We start from the raw sequence: 11,647 nt of genomic DNA on the forward strand, positions 1-11,647 counted from the left end.
GCGTTTGCCCAGCTCAACCCCTAAACTCCAGCACACGTGTGACTACGAACTGCGGAACCCGGGCTTAACGGTCGCGGACGACGGTGAGGGGATGCTCGGCTTCCTCATCTGCCGCCCCTTTATCGGCTCCGCGCTGCTGGAGAACATCGCGGTGCGTCCGGAGCACCAGCGTCACGGGGTGGCCAAGGCCCTGTTGGACGACTGCCTACAACGGCTGGCGGCCCTCGGGGTAGGGCACCTTAGCGCGCTGGTCCGGGAAGCCAACCCTGCCCTGGGTTTCTTCGAGCGGGCAGAGTTCCGAGTCGGCTACCGCTTCCACTGGGTCGAGCGCCCAGTCCCCGCTCTCGAACCGGGCGCCTAGCCGTGGGGGCATGGTTGCGGGAGCGTTCCAACGCGGTCGTCGACAGCCTGATCGGTGCCCTGGTCCTATCCCTGGTGGGTCTCGCTTATGCCCGGGGCGTCTCGGGGTTCGTTGCCGTGTCGCTTTTCGTGGTCGGGTGCGCTGCGGCGGTGGTCGCCCGTAGGCTGCGGCGGCGCGGCCTGGCCAGGCGGGCCGTGCGGGTGCGCGTCGGACCCACTGACGACCTCCGGCTAGCGCTGAGCAGGGTCCTGACCCCGCACCCCCTGCTGCTGGACGAGGTGCATCACTTCACACGGGTCACGCAAACCTTCCGTATCCAGGGGCAGGACGGATTGTTCGAGCTGGAGTACGAGGGAACCAACGTCGCCGGGCAACCCTCGTACTGCTTCCGCGAGGCGGTGGCCGGCGACTCGCCGATCGACCTGCACGACCTGAACATCAGCGTTCACGATCCGACCGATGGGTCGGCGCTGGCCTGGTCGGCCCTTGTCGACGAACCCTACCTAAAGATCATCGAAATCCGGTTCCGGCGCCCAGTTCTGTCCGGCGAGAGCTTTCGGCTCGCCTGGTCGTGCACCTGGCGCAGCACCTTCACCCGTCCGCGCGACTACGTTTTCTTTCTGGCCGGACACCGCCGACGCGGCGTCGACGCGCTACGCGGGCGATTGGTGCTCAGTCGGCCGCCCGCCTTCTTCGAGGGCATCTCCTACGACGGTCGCAGGCTGATGACCTCGGCGTCGCAACCGACCGCCACGTTGGCGCACGACGGAACGTGCGTGTTGGTCTGGGACATCGACCGTGTCCCGGCTAAATCGGTGCCAATCATTGATTTCGAGCGGACCGACCACGGCAATGCCGCGACGTGACCGGATCGCACTCGGGCGTGTTCCGCTCTGTGGCAAACGTTATTGGCTCGGCCGGTTCGCGTTCCAACGCCGCGGTTATTCGTAACCTGGTCGGTGAGCATGTCGCTCACCTGCAAGGACCTCGGCGTGTTCTCACCCTCTATCGGCGCACATCTGCTCGAACGGGGACTGATCGACGAGATCGACATACACATCGCGCCGATCCTGCTCGGCGAAGGCATCCGGCTGTACCACAACCCCGGCGGCCGGCCGGTCCGCCTCCACCGACTCGACGACGCTGACCCCACCTCGGCCGCCCGCGTACGCTACCGACCCGCCGGCTAGCCGGCCATGCGTACGTACCGCGAGTTTTCCGCACGCCCGAGTTCACCCCGCTGTTCGTGGCCTCGTGCGCGCACGTCGCCTCGACCACACTGAACGGGCTTGCGCTGGCGCGAAGCCGGGGATCAGGGCCATTGCCTGCGTGATCTCCTGGGCTGGGTATGGCGTCGCTCGGGTTTCGCCGAAGAAGTTCCAGTAGAAGTCGTTCATGACGGCCACGACGGTCGCGTAACGGCTGATCAGCTCCGCGACCGGCTCGGGAGCGCCGGCGGGTCGGGCTCCCGCGGCGCAGCGGCGGATGTAGTCGTAGCGCTCGACGGGTCCCCCGGTGGCGGGGCCGGCTATCCCGACGACGTTGGCGACTATCCAGTTGAGCAGCTCCCTCATGGCGTAGCCGGCGTCGTGGCTCGCGTTGAGGGCGAGGAAGTCCCGCTCGTCGGTGGATCGGTCGAACCGGGGTGAGGTGGCCAGGCCGAGGTCGGCGAGGTAGAGACGGCGGCCGTCGGTCAGGATGTTGCGGAAGTGGGCATCGAAGTGCAGCAACCCATTGGCGTTCATGAAGGCGGTGTCGGCCTGTAGGTTTCGCTGCACCATGGCGCAGGCGGAGGCGACGGCGTCTGGACCGGCGGCGAGTTGGCTGGTCAACCAGGCGGCCAGGTTCTCTGGAATGTATTCCAGGAACAGCACCACGCTCGCTGATGCCTGGGCGAGGGCGTGAAGTCGCCGCCGCACCGCCGTCGAGCCGTCCCAGTACGCAACCACACCCTCGATGTCCGCGATTTCCTCGGCCAGCGGCGCCGCCCCGGGCAGCACTCGCCAGTGATACATCAGTGGAAACGCCTCGGACTGCTTGGCGAGCACCCAGTTCGTCGTCATGGTGTTCGCGGCGAGTTCCCGCCAGGCGCCGAAGCCGCCGTTGGGCAGCAGGAAGACTCCGTATTGGCAGAACGTGGGCAGCCCGAAGAGGTTTGCGGTGGACATGGCGTTGTCCGGGTCGCGCTCCAGGTCGGTCAGCGGGATCCGCTTCACGAAAACCGGCGCGCCGGCGATGTCCAACAACGCCGAGGTGCCCCCGACGCCGGATCCGATGGCCGGGGCCGCGTCCACAAGCTGACCAAGCTGGTGATCACTGAGTAGGGCCAGCGCGGTGGACACGTCGCCGTACCTGAGCAAACGGACCCGGTGCGACATGTCCGTGCCGTCGCGCGGCAGTCCGCTCACGCTTACCCCCGTTTGATGATCTTCAAAGCCTTTCGGAGAGCCTACCCGGGTTAGCTGAGGGGGCACGGATCGTGTGGCAGTACATGGTCACAACGTCATCGGCGTGACGGATCTTCATGTACCAGCCTCAGCCGAGCGTGTCTGGTCGGCCTGGGGCTCGAAAGTGGAGTCCTCGTTGTTCCATCTCGGAAATGGCCACAGTTAGGAGCTAGCCGGCGATAGATCCTAGGTGCCCGCTCCATACGAATGCTGATAGTTGCGCTCGTGCGCGACGCTGGTGGGTGTTCGCCGTCGACTTGAGAACGGATAGTGTATGCGTCCTCTCCTGCTCCAGTTGCCCGCTCTCGTCGGCGTGCTCGTCGGCGCCGTCGCTACCTACGTTGCCGCGACCGCGCAAGAACGCGGCCGCTGGCGCCGCCAACAATCGGTCCGTTGGGACGAGCGGAGGATTGTTGCCTACTCGGAGTACGCACACGCCATCAAGAAAGTCATCTCGATCGCTGTCCGCCTCGCCGCCCAGCGGGGCGTCTATGAAAACGACGTGTGGTTTGGCGGGGAAGCGAGCGAATTGGAATTGATCGCGGCCGAGGAAGAGCGGACAACCAAGTGGGAAGCGGTGCTAATGTTGGGCGACGACTCGGTCGTCGCCGCCGCGCGCGAGTGGCACCAAAAGACCTTCCGCATCATGCGTTTGGCAGTCGGTCAGTCCAGTGATTTGACGTGGAACGAGGCCGTGCGCGCAATCGGTCAGGCTCGAGGAAGATTTTACGCGGCCGTCCGAAGAGATCTCGGTGTGAAGTTTGGCGAATCGTCCGAGCCCTATGAATGGCAAATGGCCAAGTGGCTAGTCGAAAGGCCCGAAGACAAGCAGGCCCCGACGCCTGGGGAGGCGGCGACTTGAACCAACACTCCAATTCCACTCGCCTGAACTCGACGCGAAAGGCGTAGATGCTCGCGGCATGTCCGTGCGTTGAGGCGATGCCAGGCGTAACGCTCGCTGGGCATTACGGTCTGAAGCGCGTGGCGTCAGGGACACAGAAGGATGTGGTTATCGCCTCCCCGCCAGGTAGACACTGGCCATCCACAAGCGCCCTGTTCATCAGCGGCTGTCCGAGATCGACCTCGTAGGAAACCTTATCGTTGCCCTGGCAATCGGCAGCATCTGGTTGCTTCGGGGTGACGCTGAAAGTCACGACGACCTCAGACTCACCCATGTGGATCTCTGGCGCCAGGACCTGCCCCGTGACCCCGCTGTTGCAGCCCAGACGCGAGACGAGGGCAGTGAACGTCGTGGACAATCTGTGAAGGCTCTGCCCCGGCCCGAGAATCCAGACAGCAGCGACATCACCGCTCGCGCTCGCCTGCGTCGATGTACTCGGCTCGGCCGCCGAGGTTCCACCTGTTCCTGCCGACGACGGTTCGGGGGGGCACCACATGCTGCGGCCACGGCCGTCACAGACGTCCACACGAACGCCGAGACAAGCCGACATCGCGTCATCACACCCATGAGACGAAATGGTGTCTGCCTCGGTTCCGCGAACCTCGGAACGCACGAACTCGGCACAACTGCGCATCTGCCGAGCCGGGCTCGGCCGTAGTCCTTACCTGGCCCACGTTGCTGTCGCCCGCAACGCGGCGGCCAGCAGCAGCACGGTGAGTGCCACCCAGCCGCCGATGAACAGGACGGTCTTGGCCAGGGTGGCGAGTGAGTTGGCGAGGCTGAGCACGGTCAGCGGTCGGGGCCGCCCGGCGATCAGGACCAGCGCGGTGAGGTTCTCGACGGCGTCGGCGGTCGGGGCGAGCATGAACGCGGCCGTCGTGCGCCGACCGAGCCGGTCCAACCAGCCGCCGGGCGGCTGAGCACGGTATGCGAGCACGCTGAGCGCGGTGAAGAAGAGCAGTGTGCCGACGATGATGGTGACATCGACGACCTGGACCCAACCGAACACCTCCAGCGTGCCCTGCGCCGCGAGCTGGTCCAGCGCGGCACGCTTGCCCGCCAGGTCGAAGGTGACCGGGACACCACCCCAACCGGCACCCGGGTAGCCGACCCGGCTGAACAGCGCCTCGGTGAACGACCCGCCGACCATCATGACCAGCAAGCCGGCGACGCACCAGGCGCCGACGACGACGGTACGGGGGACGGTCCGCAGTGTGACCAGTGGCTTCATGAGCCGCGACGCTACGGCCGCGGCCACCGCACTACCATCGCCTCACGTTGCAGGTACCTGGCGTCCGGTGACCCAAGGGGGAGGTGGCGGGTGGAGGAGAGGGTCGAGGTGGGTGCGTCGATCTGCGTCGCGGTGGTAGCGAACACCGCCCGTTCGCTGGTCGCGGTCGGGGCTGATCCGGTGGCCATCGAGCAGGTGCTGGGGTTCGCGGTCGACCAGTACGCCGATCGGGACGCGCACGTCTCGCTCGCCGCGCTGGCCCGGCTCGAACGTGCGGCGCCGGACCTGACCGGTGATCCCGCGGTGGCGCTGCGGCTGGCGGGCCGGTGCGCCGCCGACGGCGACGTCGGCGTGATCGGGCATCTGGCGGCGCATAGCCCGTCGCTGCGCGAGGCGCTGTGCCTGGCGGTCCGTCACGGCAACGTGCTCGGTACGGGTGTGCGGCTGGCACTGCGGACCGCGGCCGACCGGGCCGAGATCCGCTACCACCGCACCGAGGTGGCGTCGCGCACCACACAGGGCACCGAACTGGCGCTCGGCGAGATCGCCACGACCCTCCGGCTTCTGGCCGACGGCGATGACATCGATCTGCGCGCCGACTTCCGGCACGAGCGGCCGGGTCACGCCGCCGCCTACGCGGCGGTCTTCGGCGATCGGGTGTGCTTCGGTCAGGCAGAAGACCGGATTACGTTCGCCGCCGAGTTCCTCGACCGGCCGCCGCCCCGGGCGCAGAGCTACCTGTTCGCCGTGCTGCGCGAGCACGCCGTGACGCTCGCCGAGCGTGTCGCGGCCGCCGGCACCGGCAGCCAACGGGTACGCGAGTACATCGTCACCCGGCTGCCGCTCGGTCCACCCACCGCCCAGGCCACCAGTCGGGAACTCGGGATCAGCCGGCAGACCCTCTACCGCCGGCTGCGGGCCGAAGGCACCTCGTTCGAGCAGTTGCTCGAAACCACGCGGCACCGGCTGGCGCTGGAGCACCTCCGCGACCCCCGGTACACCCTGCACGAGATCGCCACCCTGCTCGGGTTCGCCGAATACAGCTCCTTCCACCGTGCCGTGCGACGCTGGACCGGGCACAACCCGCAGGCGTACCGGCGCGGCATCGGCGTGCGGTCCCAGCTCGATCTTTAACGCGGGTACCGCCATCCATCGATCGGTGGATAGCCGCGCGGCAGCGGCGGATGGCTGGGGCCGGTGGATTGGTCGATTCGCGGTGAGCCGCGTGGCCGCACGCTGAATCCCATGTCGCTTAAGGAAGCAAGCGTCGCGGTCGGGCCAGTCGGCGCGCGGGAACGGGCACTCGCGCCAGATCTCGCTCGAGGCCTGATGCTGGCCCTGATCGCGTTGGCGAACTCGGTGATCTACCTCTACGGCCGCCCGTACGGCACCAGGCAGCACATCGTCGAGGAGCACCTACTGGATCGGATCGTCAGCGTGCTCGACGTGGCACTCGTCGACGGCCGGGCTTACCCGATGTTCGCCGGCCTGTTCGCCTACGGCGTCGTGCAGGTCTTCCGACGGCATATGGCCGCCGGTGTGTCCGAACCGCAGGTCAGGATGCTGCTGCGACGGCGAAGCCGGTGGCTGATCGTGTTCGGGTTCGTGCACGCCGTCCTGTTGTTTCCCGGCGACATCCTCGGCCAGTACGGCGTGGTCGGTTTCATCCTGGTGGCGTTGACCCGGGTGTCGGAGCGGAAGCTGCTCGTCGCCGCCGCTACGTGGCTGGTGGTCGTGGCGGTCCTTCAGGGGGCGGCGTACATGATGCCGTCGGACGGCGGGCGCTCGTTCTTCTGGTCATTCGAGACGGCCGACCCGATCAAGGCGCTGTTGCTGCACCCGTTGGAATGGCTGATGACCCCGATCGGCATCCTCGGGGTGGGCAGCGCCGTCCTGGTTGGCACGTGGGCCGCGCGACGCGCGATTCTCACCAACCCGTCCGCGCATCGCCCACTGTTGGTCCACACGGCGGCCATCGGTCTGACGGCGGCAGTGGTGGGCGGGTTGCCGGTAGCTCTCGCGGTCGGCCGGTTTTGGGAGCCGACGTCGCCGCTCGTGCTCTGGGCGGCGTCGGCGCTGCACGCGGTGACGGGCATCGCGGGTGGCCTGGGGTACGCGGCGGTGATCACACTGGTGGCGATCCGCATCGGCGATCGGCCTGGAAGGGTGGTCCAAGCGCTCGTCGCGTGCGGGCAGCGGTCGCTCAGCTGCTACCTGTTCCAGTCGGTGGTGTTCGTGGCCCTGCTGATGCCATACACGCTGGGGCTGGGCGCGACGCTCGGCACGGCCGGGGTCGCGATCGTCGCCCTCGGCACGTGGCTGGTGTCGGTGCTGCTCGCGGATCTGTTGCGACGTGCGGGGTGGCGCGGGCCCGCCGAGGTGATGCTGCGCAGGTTGACATACCGGACGGGGAAGATAGCAGGGTGACGTCGGTGGAGGAACGGCTGGGCCGGCACCGGGAACAGCGGTGGAATCAGTGGTGGGCGCTGGCCCCGTACGGGCTGCTGCTGCTCGCGTGCGCGGTGTCGGTGGTCGTCGACGAGGCCGGGTGGGGGCCCAACCTGGCCACGTTGGCCGTCGCTGGCGGGCTCGCGGCTTGGCACTGGTGGTTCGTCCTGGCGCATCCACGCTGGTGGGAGCATCCGTCATGGACGATGGCCGGCTACTACACGGGCCTACTCGCGTTCACCACCGTCCTGCTGCTGCGCAGCGACGCGTTCCAGCTGTTCATCCCCGCCTGCTACATGCTGGCATTCGTCGTACTGCCGGGGTGGCCCGCGTACGCGGGCGCGGTGGCGGCGAACATCCCGACGCTGATCGCGTCCGGTGTAGACACCGGGTCCGTGCTGATCAGCTTCGGGGTCGTGACACCGCTCGCCGCACTGATCGGCGCGATGATCCGGACGATGGAGCGGGAGGCGATCCGGCGGCGGGAGGCCAACAGCGAACTGGTCGCCATGGCGGCGGAGAACGCCCGGCTGCACGAGCTGTTGGTGACGCGAGCCAGGGAAACCGGCATCGCCGAGGAACGGGCCCGGCTGGCCCGCGAGATACACGACACCGTAGCGCAGGGACTGACCGGTATTGTCACGCAACTGGAGGCGATCGGCGAGCTGCCATCGGCTCAGGACCGCGGCCGGGTCGACACCGCCCGCACCCTGGCGCGCACCAGCCTCGACGAGGTACGCAGGTCGATCGACGCCCTGCGCCCCGGCCCCTTGCAGGACGCCCGGCTCTGTGACGCCGTGCGGCAGGCCCTGACCGCGTGGAGCGAGCAGTACAACGTGCCCGCCAGGTTCACCGTGACTGGCACGCCGCTGCCGGTGCACGCGGAGGTCGAGGTGACCCTGCTGCGTGCCACCCAGGAGGCCTTGTCGAACGTCGGCAGGCACGCGGGAGCCGGGCGCGTAGACGTCACCCTGTCCTATATGGAGGATGTGATCGTGCTGGACGTCCGCGACGACGGTACGGGCTTCGACGGGACGCCGACCGGCGGGTTCGGCCTCACCGCGCTGCGCCAGCGCGTCAACGCCCTGTCCGGATCGGTGGACATCGAGTCGTCACCGGACGCCGGGACAGCAGTCAGCGTAACCGTGCCGGTAATCGAGGTGGCGCGGTGACGCCGCTGCGGCTGGTGATCGTGGACGACCACCCAGTGGTGCGCGACGGGCTGCGCGGGATGCTCGGCACCCAGCCGGACCTCCAGATCGTCGGAGAGGCGGCAAGCGGCGCGGAGGCGTTGACGGTGGTGGACGCTCTGCGCCCAGACGTCGTGCTGACCGACCTGCGGATGCCGGACCCGAGCGGTGGCACGCTGATCCGCCTGCTGCTGGAACGCGTGCCGACCGCCCGCGTCCTAGTGCTCACCACGCACGACACCGACTCCGACGTGCTACCCGCCGTCGAGGCGGGCGCGATCGGCTACCTGCTCAAAGACGCGCCACGCGAAGAACTGTTCCGCGCCGTCCGCGCCGCCGCCCGCGGACAGGCCGTGCTGTCGCCGTCCGTCGCCGCCCTGCTGCTATCCCGCGTGCGTCCCCACCGTCCGCTGAACGAGACCAGGCTCAGCACACGGGAACGCGAGGTCCTGACCTTGATCGCCCAGGGCCGGACGAACCGCGAGACGGCGGCGGCGCTGTTCATCAGCGAGGCCACCGTCAAAACCCACCTCCAGCACATCTACGCCAAACTGGAGGTACCCGACCGCGCGTCCGCTGTCTCCGCAGCGCACCAGCGCGGCATCCTCTAAGCCCAGTCGACACAGGCGCTGGCCTCGTGGGGGGTGGATGCTTCCTATTCGGGGCGGCCGTCGGCGAGCCATTGGGCGAGGCCGCGCAGCCCGACCGCCCACCGCCCGAGGTCGGTGACCTCCGCGTGCCGGGTGACGACGGTCAGCAACTCGGCCACCGCCTCGTCTGGTCGCTGGGCCTCGTTGAGGGTCAGGGCGCGGAAGACGCGTACGGAGTCGGAGTCGGGGAACTCCCTGTGGGCCCGCTCGAGCACCGCCAGCGACTCGTCCAGCTCGTCCAGCCACCGCAGGGTACTGGCGTACTGGCACAGGCACCGGCGCAGAACGTCGCCGTCGAGGCCGAGGGCGAGCGCCCGCTCGTAGTACCCGCGGGCGGCTTCCTCCTGGCCCGCCGTGTCGTAGGCGCCACCCACCTCGTACACCAGGACGGGATGGTCAGGGTGCTCGGCGAGCAGCGCTTGGAAGTAGGCGATCGTCGGTGCCATGTTCGCCCGGTCGCGCTGGTCGTAGCCGCGCTGGATCGCCTCGGCCAGTTCGGGCGTCACTTCGGTCGTCACTGCTGCAGCCCCCATGCGGACGAAGATCAACTCACCCTATCGCAGGCCTCGTCCGCAGGCGCCTACCCGCAGGTCCGATCCAGCATTTCTCTCAACGGATCACCTCAAGATCAATGAGACTACCGGCCCACCACGGATGAGACAGGCCGGCATACTGGCCACCCACCGCGATGGCCTCGGGGTCGAGAAACCGACGTGCCGGTCGTGCTCGTTCGCCGAGCGTTCGGCGCCACAGTCCCCGAACGGAACGGTGGGGACGATCGTGGGCGAGCATCGACCGGTACGCCGGACTCCGCAGGAGAAGAAGCAGCTCAAACGCTTACATCAAGTCCAGGTGGTCGAGGTTCGGTAGACCGTTGGCTGTGGTCGGATTTAGCTGGATCGTGTTGCTCCCGGCATTCACTGGCACCACGACCGTCTTCGTGGTCCAGCCGGTCCAGTTCCCTGTGCTCTCGAACGACACGCTCTGCGCTGTTGACCCGTTCACCACCAGGTTCGCCGGCCGCGCTGTGGTCGTGCCGTTGGCGAATCGGATCCCCAACGTGGCCGTACCCGCGTTCGCCGCGTCGATCGTGAACTGGGCGTACGCTCCGGTCGTGTTGTTGCCGTTACAGAATCCGGTACCCGAGTAACCCGACCAGTTCGAGTCGATGGTGCCCGTACACACAGCCGGGGAACTCTCCGCCTCGTACCGCACGGTCCCCGTTGGCGGGGTAGTCGGAGGTGTCGTCGGCCGGTCGGAGCCCCAGCCGTGCTTGAGGCGGTCGGCGCCGGTGGAGTTGCGGATCCTCACGCTCAGGTTGGTGCCGCTGCCGCTGAGCGCGAACATGGAGTACCAGTCGTAATTCTGCCCGGCGGTGATCTTGCCACCTAGTGCGGGCCAGTAGACCGAGCCCATGCGGAGGTCCCGCAGGGAGTCGGTGTCCGCGCGGAGGTACCGGACGAAGTTGTCGGTGCTGTTCGCGTTGTTGTAGTTCAGGCCGGTGTCCATCGGCGCACCGAACTCGGTCAGGATCGCACGCGAGGCGCAGTTGCCCAGCCGCTCCCGGAAGCTCTGAACCCAGCCGGCGTAGTCCTTCGTGCCATAGAAGAATGCGTAGTGGTGGTAGGACAGCAGCGTGCCGTTGAGGCGGCTGTCGGCGCAGACCGGCCTGATGTCCTGGCTGTAGCCGGTGCCGCCGACGAGGATCCGGTCCTTCGGGATCGACGGGCGAGCGTTGATCCACGAGGCGGCGAGATTCGTCCACTCCGACGCGCTGTAGCCGTGCGGTTCGTTCATCGGCTCGAAGTAGACCAGGCTGTTGGAGCCGTACTGGGTGGTCACGGTGTTCCACATCGAGTTGAAGGCGGCCGTGTTGGTGATCCGGCCGCCGGACGCCGCTCCGTCCTCCCAGTAGGCGAGGATGACTTTGAAACCTTTGGCGGTCGCGGCGTCGATGGTGCCCCGGTAGGCGTTCCACCACGACGAACTGACGGTGTGGGTGTTGACCGGCAACCGGACGGTGTTGACGCCGAGTTGGCTCGCGAACCCGTTGTAGACGGCGTCCGCCTTGGCCCGGACGGTCGCGTAGCTGTCCGATTGGTTCAGCCCGTCGAGGACGAGGGGGACCTTTTTGAAGTTGTCGCCCGGCACGGCCCAGTTCACGCCCCGGAACTGGCTGGTGTCCGCGCTGGCCGGTGTGGCGCTGGCAACGACGATGACGACCGGCAACACGGCCAGTGCGCTCAGAACGCTAACCAGAACGCGGCGGCGGGAACGGGAGCGAGCTGGTGAGGGATTGTTGATACGGGTGGGTGGCATGACGTTGACCCATCTCATGAATGTTGTGCTGATGAGAGACTTGAAGGTCGGGTGGTTGGTCTATCGGACGTCGATGGCGTCGATGTTCGGTAGGCCGTCT

General features: G+C 67.6%; 12 protein-coding genes. 8 read left to right on the plus strand and 4 right to left on the minus strand.

All coding sequences use genetic code 11. The annotated features are described in order from the left end of the window. The 3 genes from V6V89_RS39900 to V6V89_RS39910 form a co-directional block, all read left to right on the plus strand. Positions 1 to 361, plus strand: a 361-nt coding sequence (locus V6V89_RS39900) for a GNAT family N-acetyltransferase (RefSeq protein WP_334624898.1), incomplete at its 5' end; no start/stop codon positions are given. Between the two features lie 194 nt (positions 362 to 555). Further along, positions 556 to 1,227, plus strand: a complete 672-nt coding sequence (locus tag V6V89_RS39905; protein ID WP_334624899.1) for a hypothetical protein — start codon at positions 556 to 558, stop codon at positions 1,225 to 1,227. A 126-nt stretch (positions 1,228 to 1,353) separates the two neighbouring features. Continuing rightward, entirely contained in the window at positions 1,354 to 1,551 is a 198-nt protein-coding gene (locus tag V6V89_RS39910) for a dihydrofolate reductase family protein (RefSeq protein ID WP_334624900.1), read from the plus strand. 42 nt (positions 1,552 to 1,593) lie between these two features. Here V6V89_RS39910 and V6V89_RS39915 read toward each other — a convergent pair whose 3' ends face one another. Then, entirely contained in the window at positions 1,594 to 2,769 is a 1,176-nt protein-coding gene (locus V6V89_RS39915) for a serine/threonine protein phosphatase (protein ID WP_334624901.1), read from the minus strand. Positions 2,770 to 3,082: 313 nt separating this feature from the next. On the opposite strand from V6V89_RS39915, the gene V6V89_RS39920 reads away from it, so the two are divergent. Further along, complete coding sequence (locus V6V89_RS39920) at positions 3,083 to 3,670, plus strand: hypothetical protein (RefSeq protein WP_334624902.1); 588 nt, start codon at positions 3,083 to 3,085, stop codon at positions 3,668 to 3,670. 700 nt (positions 3,671 to 4,370) lie between these two features. Here the strand turns inward: V6V89_RS39920 and V6V89_RS39925 are convergent. Further along, positions 4,371 to 4,940, minus strand: coding sequence for a hypothetical protein (locus V6V89_RS39925; protein WP_334624903.1), 570 nt, complete (start codon positions 4,938 to 4,940; stop codon positions 4,371 to 4,373). Positions 4,941 to 5,030: 90 nt separating this feature from the next. On the opposite strand from V6V89_RS39925, the gene V6V89_RS39930 reads away from it, so the two are divergent. The 4 genes from V6V89_RS39930 to V6V89_RS39945 all read left to right on the plus strand — a co-directional run bounded on the left by V6V89_RS39930 (position 5,031) and on the right by V6V89_RS39945 (position 9,189). Next, complete coding sequence (locus V6V89_RS39930) at positions 5,031 to 6,074, plus strand: AraC family transcriptional regulator (protein ID WP_334624904.1); 1,044 nt, start codon at positions 5,031 to 5,033, stop codon at positions 6,072 to 6,074. A gap of 111 nt (positions 6,075 to 6,185) precedes the next feature. After that, the gene (locus V6V89_RS39935) at positions 6,186 to 7,367 is read left to right on the plus strand and encodes a DUF418 domain-containing protein (protein ID WP_334624905.1); all 1,182 of its coding nucleotides are present in this window, start codon (positions 6,186 to 6,188) and stop codon (positions 7,365 to 7,367) included. A 5-nt stretch (positions 7,368 to 7,372) separates the two neighbouring features. Beyond that, a complete protein-coding gene (locus tag V6V89_RS39940; protein WP_334624906.1) occupies positions 7,373 to 8,560 on the plus strand; it encodes a sensor histidine kinase in 1,188 nt (395 codons plus the stop codon). Continuing rightward, the gene (locus V6V89_RS39945; protein WP_334624907.1) at positions 8,557 to 9,189 is read left to right on the plus strand and encodes a response regulator transcription factor; all 633 of its coding nucleotides are present in this window, start codon (positions 8,557 to 8,559) and stop codon (positions 9,187 to 9,189) included. The genes V6V89_RS39940 and V6V89_RS39945 overlap by 4 nt, the downstream gene beginning before the upstream one ends. Before the next feature lie 44 nt (positions 9,190 to 9,233). Here V6V89_RS39945 and V6V89_RS39950 read toward each other — a convergent pair whose 3' ends face one another. Together V6V89_RS39950 and V6V89_RS39955 are read right to left on the minus strand one after the other, a co-directional pair. Continuing rightward, a complete protein-coding gene (locus tag V6V89_RS39950; protein WP_334624908.1) occupies positions 9,234 to 9,746 on the minus strand; it encodes a tetratricopeptide repeat protein in 513 nt (170 codons plus the stop codon). A 319-nt stretch (positions 9,747 to 10,065) separates the two neighbouring features. Then, positions 10,066 to 11,460 carry a cellulase family glycosylhydrolase gene (locus tag V6V89_RS39955; RefSeq protein WP_334624909.1) on the minus strand — a complete coding sequence of 465 codons (1,395 nt, stop codon included), beginning with the start codon at positions 11,458 to 11,460 and terminating at the stop codon, positions 10,066 to 10,068. Positions 11,461 to 11,647 lie beyond the last annotated feature (187 nt).

It is taken from the genome of Micromonospora sp. CPCC 206061 (genome assembly GCF_036906915.1).
Lineage (GTDB): Bacteria > Actinomycetota > Actinomycetes > Mycobacteriales > Micromonosporaceae > Phytohabitans.

Excerpts from the sequence above, each read along its gene's own strand:
- V6V89_RS39920 (WP_334624902.1), top strand. The coding sequence starts at position 3,083 with ATGCGTCCTCTCCTGCTCCAGTTGCCCGCTCTCGTCGGCGTGCTCGTC.
- V6V89_RS39935 (WP_334624905.1), top strand. The coding sequence starts at position 6,186 with ATGTCGCTTAAGGAAGCAAGCGTCGCGGTCGGGCCAGTCGGCGCGCGG.
- V6V89_RS39925 (WP_334624903.1), bottom strand. The coding sequence starts at position 4,940 with ATGAAGCCACTGGTCACACTGCGGACCGTCCCCCGTACCGTCGTCGTC.